Source organism: Microbacterium halotolerans (assembly GCF_003569805.1).
Lineage (GTDB): Bacteria > Actinomycetota > Actinomycetes > Actinomycetales > Microbacteriaceae > Microbacterium > Microbacterium halotolerans.
In genome coordinates, this window is the sequence record NZ_KZ984051.1 from 652,667 (window position 1) to 668,746 (window position 16,080).

The window sequence follows — 16,080 nt, forward strand, 5'->3', positions numbered from 1 at the left end:
TGTTCAGTACCCTCCCCGACGGCGAACGAAAGAGTGTGTTTCACGTGAAACAGTCCGAGAACGAGAGCACCTTCTCGCTTCCCGACGACACTCCCCTGGCGCGCGAACTCGCGGATCTCAGTGCCCGCAAGCGCCGTCTGGCGGATACGACGGTCACCTTCACCGGTCAGACGCGCGTGATGACGGTGTCGAACCAGAAGGGCGGCGTGGGAAAGACCACGACGACTGTCAACATCGCAGCGGCACTCGCCACGCTCGGCGGCCGCGTGCTCGTGATCGACCTGGATCCGCAGGGGAACGCGTCAACGGCGCTGGGAGTGCCGCACAGTGCCGACACTCCCAGCATCTACGATGTCCTCATCGATGAGTTCGCCATCGCCGATGTCATCCAGGAGACAGCCGAGCATGACAACCTCTTCTGCGTCCCCAGCACGATTCACCTTGCGGGCGCTGAAATAGAACTGGTGTCGCAGGTCGCCCGCGAGCATCGCCTCAAGACGGCGCTGGAGGAGTTCCGCTCATCGCAGGAGAAGCCGTTCGACTTCATCCTGATCGACTGCCCGCCGTCGCTCGGTCTGCTGACGATCAACGCCTTCACGGCGACGGATGAGGTGCTCCTCCCGATCCAGGCGGAGTACTACGCCCTCGAGGGGCTCAGCCAGCTGCTGGCGAACATCAAGATGATCCAGAAGCATCTGAACCCCCAGATCCGGGTGTCAACGATCCTGCTGACCATGTACGACGCACGAACACGTCTCGCGCAGCAGGTCGCGGACGAGGTTCGAGAGCACTTCCCCAACGAGACGCTGGACGCGGTGATCCCCCGATCCGTGCGTGTGTCGGAGGCGCCGAGCTTCGGGCAGACCGTCATCTCGTACGACGGCGGCTCCGCCGGCGCCGTGGCATACAAAGAAGCGGCGGTCGAGATCACCAACCGCGTGGCAGGCAACAACGAAGGAGCGTCGTGATGGCGAAGCGAACGGGTCTGGGCCGGGGAATCGGCTCTCTCATTCCCACCACGGAGAACACGAACACGCGTCCCGTCGACGTGTTCTTCCCCAACGCTCCGAAGTCCGAGCAGCCGAAGGAGAGCGCGGAGACGGTTCTTGCTCCTCCGGCTCCGGAGGACGAGAAGTCGGCGACCGCGAAGAGGACCGCAGCCTCGAAGCGTCGTTCGACATCGACGGGGAGCACCGCATCGGCGGAGAAGCAGGCTGAGTCGGCGGAGGCAGCCGACTCGGCCGCCATCGAAGAACTCGTCGAGGTTCCCGGTGCACGGCTGATCCACATCGATCCGCATGCGATCGTGCCGAACCCGCGTCAGCCTCGTCGTGAGTTCGATCCGGACTCCCTGGCCGAGCTTGTGCACAGCGTGCGCGAGTTCGGGCTGCTCCAGCCGGTGGTGGTGCGTGAGACCCGCGACGGCGCGTACGAGCTCATCATGGGTGAGCGGCGCACCCGTGCGGCCCGTGAGGCCGGCCTCGACGTGATCCCCGCTATCGTGCGCGACACGGCAGACGAGGACCTCCTCCGCGACGCGCTGCTCGAGAACCTGCACCGTGCCGAGCTCAACCCGCTCGAAGAGGCATCGGCGTACCAGCAGCTGCTCGAGGACTTCGGCACGACGCAGGACGAGCTCGCGCGCAGAATCGGGCGCTCACGGCCGCAGATCAGCAACACGATCCGCCTCCTCCGCCTCCCGGTTCCCGTTCAGCAGCGGGTCGCGGCCGGTGTGCTGAGCGCGGGACACGCGCGGGCGATCCTGTCCCTCGAGAGCGAAGACCTGATGGCGCGGCTCGCCGACAAGATCGTGAACGAAGACCTCTCGGTCCGCGCCGCAGAGACCGCGGCCAAGGCTGTTGCGGCGGCCGGTGAGACGACGGCCCCCTCCCCCCGTCCGAAGGCCGGTGCACGTCGTGCGTACCTCGACGATGTGGCCTCGCGTCTCGGGGATCGGCTGAACACCCGCGTGAAGATCGGCCTCGGCGCGCGCAAGGGCCAGGTCACGATCGACTTCGCCACGATCCAGGATCTCAACCGCATCCTCGCCGAGATCGGCGAACAGGGATACCAGGACTGAATGCGCTGGGAGACGTCGTAACGATATATCGGAACGGCATCCGGATGCCCTTCTTCGCACTCGGCGAATCCCACCCGGGCGGCGGGCCACGCGCGTACGCTTGAGCAGGTGATGCAGAACGACTCGCCCCAGCGCCGCGCCAGCGTCGAAGTGCTCCGCGCGGAGGCCGAGGACGAGCGTGACTCCCTCATCGAGGAGCGAGTTCGCGCTGGCGAGGATCCGTGGGAGTTCATGGACGACCTGCCGACCATCGACGAGCTCGTTGTGTTCCTGCTCCGCGCGGAGCACATCGAAGCGGACGGCGGACTCCGCCCGACCGCCGCGCGGAATCAGCGGGTGCTCCGGATGATCGCCAATGAGTATCCGGAGCTCACGCGCGCCGTGTGGCGCCTGATAGGACAGGAGAACACGCACCGCCGATGGGACGCGGTCGTGCGCGTGCTCGGATCCTGAGCCGTTCCTGCTGGACTCCGTACGCGTTTGTGCAGAGCGAAACGCAAACTCCACACGCTCTGACGATCTTCCGGGGTCCTGGAGCTGTCTGAGGGCGCCGCATACGCGCTCTGGGGCCGTTGTGACGGCTTGGGACGTCGGATGCGCCTCCCATGTCGTCCGACGAATCCACGGCCTCTCAGCGGCCGTGAAGGGCGGAACTGGCCCGTCCCTACGACGACGCGGGCCCGGCACTCACCTCGAGTGCCGGGCCCGCGTCGCAGCTGGGAAGGATCTACTTCAGGAACGCAGCGAGATCCTGCTCCAGCGCCGGCTTCGGCTTGGCGCCGATGATGGTCGTGGCGACCTCGCCATCCTTGAACACCTTCATCGCCGGAATCGACGTGATCTGGTACTGCATGGCCAGATCCGGGTTCTCGTCGACATTCAGCTTGACGACCGTGATCTTATCTGCGTTCTCCTGCTGGATCTGGTCGAGAACGGGCGAAACCATGCGGCACGGTCCGCACCATTCAGCCCAGAAGTCGACGAGCACGGGCCCGTCAGCCTTGAGAACGTCCTGCTCGAACGTCGCCGATGTGGTGGCCTTGGCGGTCATGTCTGTCTCCTTCATTGCGGGTTGCGGAGGTTTCACCCTGTGTCTGGGTCAACATCCGGATGTCGCGAAAATTCCCCTAGGCGGTCGTGAGTGCCGCGGCCTCTTCCGCCGCCTTCTCGGCGTCAGCCAGGTCGGCCAGGAAGTGCTCGGCATCCAGGGCGGCGACCGTTCCTGAGCCGGCTGCGGTGACGGCCTGCCGGTACGTCGGGTCGATCACGTCGCCCGCGGCGAAGACGCCGGGCTGAGAAGTGCGCGAGGAACGACCGTCGACGCGCACGACGCCGTCGGCCGTGAGGTCGAGCTTGTTGTGCACGAGGTGCACGCGGGGGTCGGAGCCGACCGCGACGAACAGGCCGTCGAGGGCGAGCTCACGGGTCTCTCCGCTGACGGTGTCGCGCAGCGTGGCACCGGTAAGACCGGATGCTCCCAGCATCTCGACGACCTCGGCGTTCCAGATGAACTCGACCTTGTCGTTCGCGAAGGCGCGGTCCTGCAGCGCCTTGGACGCGCGCAGCTCGTCGCGGCGGTGAACGACGATCACCTTCGACGCGAACTTGGTGAGGAAGGTGGCCTCCTCGAGCGCCGAGTCGCCGCCGCCGATCACGGCGACGGTCTTGTCGCGGAAGAAGAAGCCGTCGCAGGTTGCGCACCACGAGACACCGTGACCGGAGAGGGTGTCCTCGCCGGGAACGCCGAGCTTGCGGTACGCGGAACCGGTCGCGAAGATCAGCGACTGCGCCTCCTCGACGCCGCCGTTGCCGAGGTGAACGCGCTTGATCGGGCCGTCCAGCTCCAGTTCCGTCGCATCGTCGTACACGATCTCGGCGCCGAAGCGCTCGGCCTGCTGCTGCATCTTGGCCATCAGGTCGGGACCCATGACGGCTTCGGGGAAGCCGGGGAAGTTCTCGACCTCGGTCGTCTGCATCAGGTCACCGCCGATCTCGACCGAGCTGGCGATGACGAGCGGGGCGAGGTTCGCGCGCGCCGCGTAGATGGCTGCGGTGAACCCCGCGGGGCCTGAACCGATGATGATGAGCTGTCGCACGTGAGAGCCTCCCTTTAGCTGCGTCAACACATCGTATCCGCGATGCATTCCGCACGCCCCGGGATTCCTCCCCGCGAAAGCCGAGGTTCATCCGCTGGACGCCTGATCAGCCGATCAGGCCGACCACGACCACGACCAGCACGATGAACCGCCCTACCGCTTGACGACGCGGCGCAGCATTCCCAGGCCGACCTTCAGCTCGGGGGTGCGGAACGCGGCGAGGATGCCCACGTAGACGATGAGGGCGATCGTTCCGATCACGCAGGTGCCGACGGCGCCGGTGAACTTGTTGTCGAGCATCCAGCCCGAATCGCCGCCCATCAGCAGGTACGCGCCCCACGCCACCAGCCCGGCGGGTGCTGCGGCGAGGGCGAACCGCCCGAGCGCCAGCACCGCCTTGCCGATGCCGTACGGCCCGAGTCTGCGGCGCAGCAGCACGCCGGCGATGATCGCCTGGATCGTCGACGAGATCGCCTGACCGAGCGCGACGCCGGCCGTGAGGTACTGCAGCGGCAGCACGGCGTAGGCGATGTACGCGGTCACGACCACGAGCGCCGCCTGGATCGCGGTGAAGACGAACGGCGTCCGGGTGTCGTTGTATGCGTAGAACGTGCGCTGCAGCACGTACAGCACCGAAAGCGGCACGAGGCAGACCAGGAACGAGATGAGCACGAGCGCCGCATCGTGCGCCTGGTCGGGGCTGTTGGTGAACAGACGGGAGACCGGCCCGGATGCGGCCATCAGCGCGGCCGTGCCGAAGACGAGGAACAGGCCCAGCGTGCGCACCGCCTTGCCGATGTCGGCGCGCACCTCGTCGTCGCGGCCCGCCGCGGCGTGACTCGACATCTGCGTGAAGTAGGGGGTGCCGATCGCGATCGCGATGGTCGAGTACGGCACCATGAAGATCAGCCATGCGTTCTGCATGGCGAAGGTCGCCGCGCCTCCGTCGCCGGAGGCATCCGAGATCACCTGCGACTGGAGCAGGCCGGCGACCTGAGTCACGAGCATCATCAGGAACGTCCAGCCGGCGAGCTTGCCGATGGCGCGCAGCCCGACGCCGCGCCAGCGGAAATCGGGCCGGATGGACAGCCCCGTCTTGCGCCAGAACAGCACGAGCACGAGCGCCTGCACGACGATGCCGGCGGTAGCGGTGCCCCCGATCCCCGCGATCATGCCGGGCGTCCACAGCGCGACTGCCGTGAGATCGCTGCCGAACATCATGATCATGGCGCCGAAGCCTGCGATCGACACGAGGTTGTTCACCACCGGCGCCCACGCGAACGGCCCGAAGATGCCGCGGGCGTTCAATGTCTCCCCCACAAGCGCGTACAGGCCGTAGAACAGGATCTGCGGCAGGCACCAGTACGCGAACGCCGTCGCCAGTGCGAGCTGCTCCGGGGTGAACTTCGGCGCGTACAGCCAGATCAGGCCAGGGGCGGCGAACATCGCCAGGACGGTCGCGCCGAGCAGCACCACGGTCGCGAGCGTGAACAGCTTCGAGATGAACGCCGCGCCCCCATCGGCGTCGCGCTGCGATACCCGTACGATCTGCGGCACGATCACTGCGGTCAGGATGCCCGTCGAGATGACGATGTAGATGTTGTTAGGGAGCTGATTCGCGTTCGCGAACGCATCGCCTGCACGTGTGTTCAGCGAACCGATCAGGGTGACGAGCACGATCGTTCGCAGCAGACCCGTGATTCGGGAGGCGAACGTTCCCGCCGCGATCAGGGCGCTCGACCTACCGAGACTGGCCATCTGGTTCCTCTTCTGCGTGAGCGACGTCGTCTGGATGCTCATCCGGCACCGGATCATCCGGCGCAGTTCTCTTGGCACGACGCCGGATGGTGCGAATCGTGCCGAACACGACGAGGCCGACGATCAGCGCCGCGAGCCCGGCGACGCCGTAGCGCTCCCAGTCGGCTCGCACCGTGACGTGCATCGACTCCTCCGGCCCGATGAGCACGCCCGTCGGGCTCTGCAACGAGATCCGGATGTCGACGTCTCCCGAACCGAGGGTCGCCTCTACCGGCAGCTGCACCCTGGTGTTGCTGGAGGCCTGCGCCACGACCTCGGTGGAGGTGTCCATGCTCAGGCGCACGTCGTCGGGGTAGCTGAAGACCGTGACCGTGACCGGGTACGGCAGGTCGTTGCGCACCCACACGGGAAGCGGTGCTTCGCTGCTGAGCAGGTTCACGTCGCTGGGCGGCACCAGGCCGACCGCGTCGCTCAAGGCGCCGAGCGACGTCAGATGCGAATCGAACGACTCGCGCCAGGCATCCGGATGCGCTTCCCAGGCGACCGAGAGCAGCTGCAGCCGTTCGGCGCGGGTGCGCCCCAACAGCAGCTGCGGATCGCTGAGCACCGAGCTGATCTCCTCGAGGGGAGAGCCGTACTCGGCCAGCGCGGCGCTCATGTCGACCCGCAGCGGGCTTCCCGCGCCGACGTACGTCGCATCGTGACGAGTGCTCTTCGTCAGGGAGCGCAGCGTGGTGTTCGACACGTCGGCGATCGTGTTGACGACATCCGAGACCGCTGCGGCCGGCCGTGGGGCGGCCGGCGCATCCTCGTCCTCGTCCACGAGGACTCCCCCCGTCCGCTCGAGGGCGACCAACAGGTTCGCACCGTCGAGCTCATCGGAGGAGAGCCACAGCGACGCCACGGCCTTCTCGAGCGCATCGGCGCGCGCCGCGCCGTCTTCGACCGTCGCTGCTTCGCTGATCTCGGCGGAGAGGCCCGAGTCATAGACGAGCGCTTCTCCGGCGTTCGCTGCGACCGGTGCGCCGTTCGCGCCGGCCTTGGTCGTGGTCGATGGCACGAGCGACGTGCCGTCCATCGCGTCGATGCGCTCGATCGTCACGGCACCTGCAAGATCCGGGTTCGGCCAGTAGATGTCATCGGTGGCGTCGCCGATGTCGAGAAGCTCGTCGAGCGACATGTCGACGGGGTCGACGCTCGGTGTCGGGCTCGGGTCGGGCTCGGCGCCGTCTCCGCCGACTCCCGCGTCGTCGACGTCACCGGCGCCCGCGATGTAGGGAGCCAGGCTCGTCGGGGCGAGCAGCTTCTCTTCGCTCGCGGCGATCTGGGTCGCGACATCCGCGTCGCCGAACTGCAGCGCGAACCGGTCGTTCGGCAGCGCCATCAGATCTTCCAGCCACTCCGTCGCCGAGGCCGGCGCCGCGCTTCCCAGCACCCGGATCGCTGCGGGAACGGCCGGATCGACGGCAAGGGCCGCGCTGTTCCCGTCGACGGCGTCCAGCTGATTGCGCAGGCTGCCGTCGGAAGAGGTGAGGGCCTCGAGCTGGTCGGATGTGAGCAGGCCCCGCGACGATGCGGGTGCGGTGATCGGCACGACGACCGTGACCGCGGGGTCGTCGTCCGCACGCGTGAGCACGGCCGAATCGGTGAGCTCCTGCGCGAAGCCGGCTGTGTCGGGCTCGAAGCGGGCCACGACAGGATAGACGCCGTCGTCATCGTCCGAGACGTCGGCCGTGATGTCGACGGAGAGGGTCTGCCCAGGAGTGATCTCCTCGGTGTTCACGTACGCGAGCTGGACCATGCTGCCGGTGGCCGCGCCACCGTACCAGTCGTCGAGGGCATCGGCGTCCTCCAGCGGCGACGCGGCGCGTTCCAGGACGACTCTTCCGGACGGCAGCGGGTCGCCGACGTCGGCGGTGAGCGGGTTGCCGTCCGACGGGTAGTCGATGGTGACGGTCGCCGTGAACTCGGCGGAGATGAGGCCGTGGCCTGGCAGTGTCAGGTCGAGCTTCGGCATCTGCTCCTCCTCCGCGGCCGCATGCACGACGGGCCCTGAGGACGCGGATGCGGCGGTCGCGGAGCCGACGACACAGCCGAACGCGGCGAGCACGACGAGCGCCGCGGGGAGGGGGGCGAAGATTCGCCGCCTGCGCGCGGTCGTGCTGATATGGCGACGGAGCAGTGACATGCCGTGCCCATCCTACGAACCCGGCTTGTTTCTTCCTGGGTGCATCGCCCGGGTCGGCGATACATCTCGGCGGGGTGCTGTGGGTGCGCATCGATCAGAATGGAGGCGTGACGCCGCAAACCGACACCGCTCTCGTCTCCGATCTGGCCTCTGACCTGCGGGCGGCGCGCTTCCGTTCCGAGTCGCTGCGTGCAGCGTGGGGCGTTGAGGCGGACGACGCCATCGGGCGCAGCCTTCGCCGTCCCGCCCTGCGCGGGCTGGACGGTCGCGCCGACGCGCAGGCCGTGCTCGCGCGGCTGCTGATCTTCGGAGTCGCCCAGCCGGTGGACGATGTCGACCGGGCGCTGCCCGCTCTGAGTTCCGCCGGCCTGGTCGCACTCGGTCTGGCGTCTCTCCGTGACGGCCTCGTGCATCCGGAGGCCGTGCTGCGCCCCCAGTCGTTCCACGATGACCGAGGGCCCGGTGAGTGGTGGGTGGCGAGCGATCTCGACGAGATCGCTCTCGGCGGCGGGGCGCTCGCCGAGGACCACGTGCTCGGCGTGGGCGGAGCCTCACTCACTCTCGCCGGTCTGCAGCTGCCGACGCCCGCGCGGCGCGTGCTCGACCTCGGCACCGGATGCGGCATCCAGGCGCTGCGTGCGAGGCGGTATGCGGATGCCGTGGTCGCGACCGACCTGTCGGCCAGGGCGCTCGACTTCGCCCGGCTGAACCTCGTCATCGACGGCACAGACGGGGTCGAGCTGCGGCACGGGTCGCTGTTCGACCCCGTCGCAGGCGAGACATTCGACCGGATCGTGTCGAACCCGCCGTTCGTGATCACACCGAGGGCGACGGGCGTTCCGGCGTACGAGTACCGCGACGGCGGGCTTGTCGGCGATGCGCTCGTCGAGCAGGTGTTCGCAGGCGTCGGCGAGCACCTCGTGCTCGGCGGCGTCGCGCAGATGCTCGGCAACTGGGAGACCCGCGACGGCGTGCCAGGGCTCGACCGGGTGCGCGCGTGGGCGGACGCGTCCCCCGTGCCGCTGGACGCATGGGTCGTCGAGCGCGAGGAGCTCGACCCGATCAGGTACGCCGAGACATGGATCCGCGACGGAGGCACCGTGCCGGGCAGTGCGGAGTTCGATGCCCTGCTGAGCGCGTGGCTCGACGACTTCGACGCGCGCGGGGTCACGGCCGTGGGGTTCGGCTATGTGCTGCTGCGCCGAGCCGAGGGGCGACCGAGGCTGCGGCGGTTCGAGCGGCTGGCGCAGCCGATCCCTTCGGAGGGTGCGCTGGGCACGCACCTTGCGGGGGCTCTCGCGCAGCACGACAGGGCCGCCGCGCTCGACGAGGATGCGCTCGCCGCGGCGAGGTTCGTGACCGCTCCCGACGTCACCGAGGCCCGTCACCATACCCCGGGTGAGGAGGCGCCGAGCGTGATCGAGCTGCGCCAGGGCGGCGGCTTCGGGCGCTCCGTGCAGGCCGACCCCGCGCTGGCGGGGCTGATCGGCGCCTGCGACGGGGAGCTGTCGGCCGGAGTGATCATCGATGCGATCGCCCAGCTGCTGGAGAGCGACCCCGCTGCGCTCCGTGCCGGGCTGCTCCCCGCCATCCGGGAGCTCCTGCTCGACGGCTTCCTCGCCTTCGCGGACTGACGTCCGACCAGGGTTCCTGCCGCCTCCGGTGCGTCGAGCCGCTCGACCCGGGTGTCGGCGGCGGCTCCGGTGCGCCGGATCACAACTGGTTGCATCGCCGCGCAGTGGTGGCACCCGCACGAGGTCACCGTGCCGGCAGAATCCGTGCGGATCGACCCGCGCGAAGGCGGGGCGTACGAGTACCTGATGATCGACCCGACCGGCGGCGAGTGGCCGACAGCAGGCATCTATCTCGAGGTGCGCGAGCCCGAGCGGCTCCGATTCACCTGGGGGGGCCGGATGACCCGCGCGGTTCCGATGTGCCCGTCATCACAGTCGACCTCGCTGAGGCCCCCGGCGGGTGCACCGAGATGACCTTCCATCTGGTCGGCCATCCGGATGGCCGAGGCGCGGAGCACGGCGTCTTCGACGGCTGGACCGAGGCCTTCGAAGTGCTCGACGGGGTGTTCGCCGCGGCGTGATGCGGCGCCTCGGGTGCCTCCGGTGTGCCGAACTGCGCGATCGTTCGAGTCCTGGCGCGATCCTGCGCACCGGAAGTCGGCTCGGAGCGGGAAAAGATACCCTCGAGTAATGCTCAACATGGCCGCCGGTATCGCACGCCTCGGTGACCTCGCCGCATCCGGAGTCGTCGCCCAGCTCGCCCGCGCGTTCGCCGAGGCCGGCTTCGACCTCGCGATCGTCGGCGGCCCGGTGCGCGATGCACTGCTGGGGCGCGAGACGCACGACCTCGACTTCACCACCGACGCCAGGCCCGACGACATCCTGTGCGTCGTGAAGCCGATCGCGAGCGCGCACTGGGACATCGGGCGCGAGTTCGGCACGATCGGTGCGCGGATCCGAGGCGAGCAGGTCGAGATCACCACGTATCGCGCCGACAGCTACGACGGCGAGACCCGCAGACCGTCCGTGGAGTTCGGCGACACGCTCGAGGCCGATCTGATTCGCCGCGACTTCACGGTCAACGCCATGGCGCTCCGAGTTCCCGAGACGACCCTCGTCGATCCGACCGGCGGCGTCGAGGACATGATCGCCGGCGTCCTGCGCACGCCGATCGATCCGGATGTCAGCTTCGGCGATGACCCGCTGCGCATGCTCCGCGCCGCACGCTTCGCCTCGCAGCTGGGCTTCGAACTCGCCGAGCCGACCCGTGAGGCCATGGCGCGCCTGCGCGAGAGCCTGAACATCGTGAGCCCCGAGCGGATCCAGGGCGAACTCATCCGGCTGCTCGGCACGCCCGACCCCACCACCGGCATCCGGGAACTGGTCGACTCCGGCCTGATGGACGAGTTCCTGCCCGAGATCTCCGGCCTCCGCCTCGAGGTCGACGAACACCACCACCACAAGGACGTCTACGAGCACTCCCTCACCGTGCTGCTGCAGGCGATCGAGCTCGAGCGGGCCCGCACGCCCGACGCAGAGCCTGACATCGTGCTGCGCCTCGCCGCGCTGCTGCACGACATCGGCAAGCCGCGCACGCGCAGGCTCGAGCCGGGCGGCGCCGTCACCTTCCACCATCACGACGTGGTCGGCGCCCGGATGGCCCGCAAGCGGCTGCAGGCGCTGCGGTTCAGCTCCGAGACGATCACGGGCGTGACGAAGCTGGTCGAACTGCACCTGCGGTTCTTCGGGTACTCCGAGGGCGCGTGGAGCGACTCCGCGGTGCGTCGCTACGTGCGCGATGCGGGCGACCAGCTCGAGCGCCTGCACATCATCACGCGCGCCGACGTCACGACGCGGAACAAGCGGAAGGCCGCGCGCCTGCGCGCCGCATACGACGACATCGAGGATCGCATCAGTGTGCTGCGCGAGCAGGAGGAGATCGACGCCATCCGGCCGGAGATCGACGGGAACCGCATCCAGGAGGTGCTTGCCATCGCGCCGGGCCCTGCGGTCGGCAAGGCGTACAAGTTCCTGCTCGACCTGCGCCTCGACGAGGGCGCTCTCGGCGAGGAGGAGGCCGAGCACCGGCTGCGGCAGTGGTGGGCCGAGCAGGAGTGACGGCCCCATCCGGACATCCGGGCTCGGTTTCTCTGGCTAACCCCCGTTTTCCCGCCAAATGCTCCGGTGTTGGTGGATATCTCAGATCGCGCCGGTAGCGTCGACTCTCGTGCATACCCACACGCCGAACCGGCCGTTGAAGATCCTCATCGGCTGCGACACGTTCACGCCGGACATCAACGGCGCGGCGCGCTTCGCCGAGCGCCTCGCTGCCGGGCTCGTCGAGCGGGGCCATGAGGTGCACATCGTGGCCCCGAACACCGAGTACCGCAAGAAGGCGCCGGCGATCGAGATCGTCGAGGGCCAGCCCATGACCGTGCATCGGCTGCCGTCGGTGAAGTGGCCCAAGCACGAGTGGCTGCGGTTCGTGTGGCCGTGGCGCTCGAAGCACTACGCGCGGAAGGTCATGGCCGAGGTGCAGCCGGATGTCGTGCACATCCAGTCGCACATCGTGATCGGACGGGGCCTGTCGCGCATCGCGCGCGGGAGGGGAATCCCGATCGTGGCGACCAACCACGTGATGCCGGAGAACATCGTCGACTTCACGATGCTGCCCAAGTCGATGAACAGTCTCGCGGTGAGGCTCGCCTGGGCCGACGCGAAGCGCACGTTCGCGCTCACCAGCGCCGTCACCACGCCGACCCGCAGGGCAGCGGACTTCCTCGAGCAGACGATCGACATCGCCGGCGTCGTCCCGATCAGCTGTGGAATCGACAAGGCGAGCTATACGCCGGATCTCTCGCCCCGCACCGACAATCGGATCGTGTTCGTCGGGCGCATCACGGCGGAGAAGCAGATCGATGTGATCGTGCGGGCGCTGGCGAAGCTCGACCCGGCGCTGAACGCCGTCCTGGACCTCGTCGGCGACGGCGATCAGCGACCCGCGCTGGAGCGGCTCGCGGACGAGCTCGGTGTGCGCGAGCGGATCACGTTCCACGGTCGCACGAGTGACGAGGACCTTCGTGCCGCACTCACCCGCGCGAGCGTCTTCGCGATCGCGTCGATCGCAGAGCTGCAGTCGATCGCGACGATGGAGGCGATGGCGTCGGGGCTCCCGGTCGTCGCGGCTGACGCGGTCGCGCTGCCGCATCTGGTGCATCACGGCGAGAACGGCTACCTCTTCACGCCGGGGGATGCGGATGAACTGGCGGCGCGCCTGACCGACGTGCTCGCCCAGACACCGGATGAGCGGCGCGCGATGCAGCAGGAATCGCTCGACATGGTCGAGCCGCACGACATCCGACGCACACTCGATACGTTCGAGAGTCTGTACCGGGGCTGACCCGGCACAGCCGCGGTTCGCGAACGCCCCGCAGTATCTCTTCATTTCTGGCACATCTCCGGGTGGGCACACCACCGGAGATGTGCCAGAAATGAAGACTTGTCGGCGGGCACAGCTCGGGGCGGTGGCGTCGGATCGGTTCCGGACGGCGGGCGCCGCCCCGCAGATTCGTCGTCGCGTCGATCGCGACGATGGAGGTGATGGCCTCCGACCTGCCGACCGTGGCGCTCGTCGTGACCGATAAGGTGTGATGACACGGCGCCGAGAGCGGGGGTGCGGCATGGCTGGTGGCGACATCTCACGTCGTGCTCTTCGCGATGAGGTCTACGACCGGATTCTGCAGATGCTCCTCGTCGGCGAGCTGTTCGCGGGCGAGCGCGTGTCGATCGACACGATGGCGCGCGAGCTCAAGGTATCGCCGACGCCCGTCAGGGAGGCCCTGGTGCACCTCGAGCGCACGGGGCTCGTCACGCGCGAGGCGCTCAAGGGCTACCGCGTCGCCTCGCCGCTGGACGCCGTGCAGCTCGGCGAGCTGTTCGACGCGCGCCTCGCGCTCGAGGTCGCCGCGGCGCGCCTCGCGGCGCAGCACGGCGGAGACCGGCTGGTGGCCGACCTTGCGGCCGCGCAGGCGGAGCACACCAGGGTGACCGAATCGGTGCTGTCGGCGCACCGCGAGCGGCGCGGGGTTCCGCTGAACCTCACCCAGCGGTACTTCGATGCCGATCATGCCGTGCACCGAGTGTTCTTCGAGCATGCGGACAACCGCTACCTCACTGGGATGTACGAGGATCTCGGCGCGCTCACGCACCGGATGCGCCAGGCCGCACTGCGCGGACCGGAGGATGTGCGCGAGGCGGTCGACGAGCACGAGGCGATCGTGGCTGCGTTCGCGGACGGAGCCGAGGCGGGCATCGCGGCGCTCATAGTCCACATCGAGAACGTGCGAGGGCGTTCGCTGAGCGACAGCTGACGCTGTGCCGTGCGGCCGGCTGTCCGTCATCGGGCCTCTGTGACTCGTGAGGCATCGATTTTCATGTATCCTATAGGATATTGTTCGCGGATCCACCGATGCGCACTGGAGCTGCCATGACGAAGACGTCTCCCTACACTGCCGAGACCTGGCCGATCGCCGCGTGTCTGCACGGCTTCCCCACTGTCGACCCCGACGGCACCGCGCTGCACGACGCGGCGCCCGAGGTGTGGGACGACGTCTTCGGGCAGATCGAGGACGTCGACTTCTCGCTCGTCGAACTGGCCGACAGTCACATCCGGCCCGCCGACCTCGAGCCTTCGCGCCGCGACGAGCTCTTGTCCATCGTCGCCTCACACGGCATCCGAATCCCGAGCGTGCACCTTCAGCGTCAGAGCGTGATCATGCCGGGCCACGAGGAGCGCAACCTCGAGTATGCGCACCGCACGATCGACGCGGCCGCCGAGTGCGGCATGGAGGTGTTCTCGACCGGCCTTCACCAGCCGTTCAACGAGGTGCAGCGCAGGGCGCTGTGGTTCTGGACGGCGCAGGGGCCCAAGGACCCGGACGACCCCGAGGTATGGGCGAAGGCCGTCACCCGGCTGCGCGAGCTCGGTCGGCACGCGGCAGAGGTCGGCCTCAGGATGTCCCTCGAGATGTACGAGGACACCTACGTCGGTTCGGCCGACAGCGCGGTCCGCCTCGTCGAGGAGATCGGCCTCGACAACGTCGGCATCAACCCCGACATCGGCAACCTCATCCGGCTCCACCGTCCGGTCGAGGACTGGCGCGAAGCGTTCGCGAAGACGTTGCCCTACACGAACTACTGGCATGTGAAGAACTACGCCCGCGACGAGGCTGGCGACGGATCCTGGTACACCTCGGTGCCCACCACGATGGAGGCCGGTCTGATCAACTACCGTCAGGTGGTCCGCGATGCGGTGGCCGGCGGCTTCGACGGCATCTTTCTGATGGAGCAGTACGGCGGCGACAGCCTCGGCGTCTGCGCGACCAACCAGAAATACCTCCGCAGCCTCCTCCCCAAGGAATGAAAGGCGAGACAATGACTGTTTACAAGATCGCCGTCGTCGGCTCCGGCTACATGGGAGGCGGCATCGCACAGGTGCTCGCCCTGGCCGGTCACACCGTGCAGATCGCCGATGTCTCGGCGGAGATCGCCGCGTCGAACCTCGACCGCCTCCTGACCGAGGCCGGCCAGTTCGTCGCGGACGGGCTGTTCCCGGACGACGCGGTCACGCGGATCCGGGAGAACGTCACGGCCGCCGAGACCATCGAGGACGCAGTGAAGGACGCGGACGTCATCGAGGAGGCCGTGCCGGAGAAGATCGAGATCAAGCACGCCACGCTCGCGCGCATCTCGGCCGCCGCCGGTCCCGACGCGATCATCGGCTCGAACACGTCGACGATCCTCATCGGCGAGCTCGCCGAGGCCGTCGCGAATCCGGAGCGCTTCATCGGCGTGCACTTCTCGAACCCTGCCCCCTTCATCCCCGGTGTGGAGCTGATCACGCACGACGGCACATCCGAGGAGATCATTCCGGTGGTCGAGGAGATCGTGCGTTCGACCGGCAAGCTCACCGCTCGTGTCGGCGACGCCGTGGGGTTCGCGCTCAACCGGCTGCAGTACGCGCTGTTCCACGAGGCGTCGCAGATCGTCGAGGAGGGCATCGCGACGGCCTCCGACATCGACACGATCGTGCGCACGACCTTCGGTTTCCGGTTGCCGTTCTTCGGCCCGTTCGCGATCGCCGACATGGCGGGGCTCGATGTGTACGCGGCCTGCTACGCCTCGCTGCAGACCCGTTGGCCCGAGCGCTTCGCGACGCCGGGCTCGCTGAAGGAGCTCGTCGACGCGGGCAAGTTCGGCACCAAGTCGGGCGCCGGCTACCTCGACGTCCCCGCCGAGCGCACACCCGAGCTGATCGCCTACCGCAACAGGGCCTACGTCGCGATGCAGAAGCTGATCGACGAGCTCGGCCCCGCCCCCATCCAGGGCGACTGAGCGTCCCGGCGACATCCCCCGCGTCCCCGTCCCCGCGGTATCTCTTCATTT

General features: G+C 68.3%; 14 protein-coding genes. 10 read left to right on the forward strand and 4 right to left on the reverse strand.

Features of this window, described 5'->3' with window-relative positions; genetic code table 11:
- Positions 1-44 precede the first annotated feature (44 nt).
- From DZG09_RS02965 to DZG09_RS02980, 3 genes are all read left to right on the forward strand, one after another.
- Entirely contained in the window at positions 45-968 is a 924-nt protein-coding gene (locus tag DZG09_RS02965; RefSeq protein WP_119696214.1) for a ParA family protein, read from the forward strand.
- Positions 968-2,080 (forward strand): ParB/RepB/Spo0J family partition protein, encoded by a 1,113-nt coding sequence (locus DZG09_RS02975; RefSeq protein WP_205529035.1) that lies wholly within the window; start codon positions 968-970, stop codon positions 2,078-2,080. Before DZG09_RS02965 ends, DZG09_RS02975 begins: the two co-directional genes overlap by 1 nt.
- A gap of 111 nt (positions 2,081-2,191) precedes the next feature.
- Positions 2,192-2,533, forward strand: coding sequence for a tryptophan synthase subunit alpha (locus DZG09_RS02980; RefSeq protein WP_119696215.1), 342 nt, complete (start codon positions 2,192-2,194; stop codon positions 2,531-2,533).
- A gap of 274 nt (positions 2,534-2,807) precedes the next feature.
- On the opposite strand, the gene trxA is transcribed toward DZG09_RS02980, so the two are convergent.
- The 4 genes from trxA to DZG09_RS03000 form a co-directional block, all read right to left on the reverse strand.
- Positions 2,808-3,131: a thioredoxin gene (gene trxA / locus DZG09_RS02985; protein WP_119696216.1), complete on the reverse strand. Its 324-nt coding sequence runs from the start codon at positions 3,129-3,131 to the stop codon at positions 2,808-2,810.
- Positions 3,132-3,207: 76 nt separating this feature from the next.
- Positions 3,208-4,176, reverse strand: a complete 969-nt coding sequence (gene trxB / locus DZG09_RS02990; RefSeq protein ID WP_205529036.1) for a thioredoxin-disulfide reductase — start codon at positions 4,174-4,176, stop codon at positions 3,208-3,210.
- A gap of 153 nt (positions 4,177-4,329) precedes the next feature.
- Positions 4,330-5,934 carry a murein biosynthesis integral membrane protein MurJ gene (murJ, locus tag DZG09_RS02995; RefSeq protein WP_119697353.1) on the reverse strand — a complete coding sequence of 535 codons (1,605 nt, stop codon included), beginning with the start codon at positions 5,932-5,934 and terminating at the stop codon, positions 4,330-4,332.
- Complete coding sequence (locus DZG09_RS03000) at positions 5,918-8,122, reverse strand: DUF6049 family protein (protein ID WP_119696218.1); 2,205 nt, start codon at positions 8,120-8,122, stop codon at positions 5,918-5,920. The genes murJ and DZG09_RS03000 overlap by 17 nt, the downstream gene beginning before the upstream one ends.
- Before the next feature lie 107 nt (positions 8,123-8,229).
- Here DZG09_RS03000 and DZG09_RS03005 point away from each other — a divergent pair, with 107 nt between their 5' ends.
- From DZG09_RS03005 to DZG09_RS03035, 7 genes are all read left to right on the forward strand, one after another.
- Complete coding sequence (locus tag DZG09_RS03005; RefSeq protein ID WP_119697354.1) at positions 8,230-9,756, forward strand: DUF7059 domain-containing protein; 1,527 nt, start codon at positions 8,230-8,232, stop codon at positions 9,754-9,756.
- Positions 9,757-9,825: 69 nt separating this feature from the next.
- On the forward strand, positions 9,826-10,110 hold the full coding sequence (locus DZG09_RS03010) for an SRPBCC family protein (RefSeq protein WP_205529037.1): 285 nt from the start codon (positions 9,826-9,828) through the stop codon (positions 10,108-10,110).
- Between the two features lie 216 nt (positions 10,111-10,326).
- Complete coding sequence (locus DZG09_RS03015; RefSeq protein ID WP_119696219.1) at positions 10,327-11,754, forward strand: CCA tRNA nucleotidyltransferase; 1,428 nt, start codon at positions 10,327-10,329, stop codon at positions 11,752-11,754.
- A gap of 109 nt (positions 11,755-11,863) precedes the next feature.
- Entirely contained in the window at positions 11,864-13,036 is a 1,173-nt protein-coding gene (locus DZG09_RS03020; protein ID WP_240423647.1) for a glycosyltransferase, read from the forward strand.
- A gap of 250 nt (positions 13,037-13,286) precedes the next feature.
- Positions 13,287-14,006 carry a GntR family transcriptional regulator gene (locus tag DZG09_RS03025; RefSeq protein WP_119696221.1) on the forward strand — a complete coding sequence of 240 codons (720 nt, stop codon included), beginning with the start codon at positions 13,287-13,289 and terminating at the stop codon, positions 14,004-14,006.
- A 116-nt stretch (positions 14,007-14,122) separates the two neighbouring features.
- A complete protein-coding gene (locus DZG09_RS03030) occupies positions 14,123-15,058 on the forward strand; it encodes a sugar phosphate isomerase/epimerase family protein (RefSeq protein ID WP_240423649.1) in 936 nt (311 codons plus the stop codon).
- An 11-nt stretch (positions 15,059-15,069) separates the two neighbouring features.
- The gene (locus DZG09_RS03035; protein ID WP_119696223.1) at positions 15,070-16,029 is read left to right on the forward strand and encodes a 3-hydroxyacyl-CoA dehydrogenase family protein; all 960 of its coding nucleotides are present in this window, start codon (positions 15,070-15,072) and stop codon (positions 16,027-16,029) included.
- Positions 16,030-16,080: the final 51 nt, after the last annotated feature.

Excerpts from the sequence above, each read along its gene's own strand:
- DZG09_RS02975 (WP_205529035.1), top strand. The coding sequence starts at position 968 with ATGGCGAAGCGAACGGGTCTGGGCCGGGGAATCGGCTCTCTCATTCCC.
- DZG09_RS02980 (WP_119696215.1), top strand. The coding sequence starts at position 2,192 with ATGCAGAACGACTCGCCCCAGCGCCGCGCCAGCGTCGAAGTGCTCCGC.
- trxA (WP_119696216.1), bottom strand. The coding sequence starts at position 3,131 with ATGACCGCCAAGGCCACCACATCGGCGACGTTCGAGCAGGACGTTCTC.
- murJ (WP_119697353.1), bottom strand. The coding sequence starts at position 5,934 with ATGGCCAGTCTCGGTAGGTCGAGCGCCCTGATCGCGGCGGGAACGTTC.
- DZG09_RS03000 (WP_119696218.1), bottom strand. The coding sequence starts at position 8,122 with ATGTCACTGCTCCGTCGCCATATCAGCACGACCGCGCGCAGGCGGCGA.
- DZG09_RS03015 (WP_119696219.1), top strand. The coding sequence starts at position 10,327 with ATGCTCAACATGGCCGCCGGTATCGCACGCCTCGGTGACCTCGCCGCA.
- DZG09_RS03025 (WP_119696221.1), top strand. The coding sequence starts at position 13,287 with ATGACACGGCGCCGAGAGCGGGGGTGCGGCATGGCTGGTGGCGACATC.
- DZG09_RS03030 (WP_240423649.1), top strand. The coding sequence starts at position 14,123 with ATGACGAAGACGTCTCCCTACACTGCCGAGACCTGGCCGATCGCCGCG.
- DZG09_RS03035 (WP_119696223.1), top strand. The coding sequence starts at position 15,070 with ATGACTGTTTACAAGATCGCCGTCGTCGGCTCCGGCTACATGGGAGGC.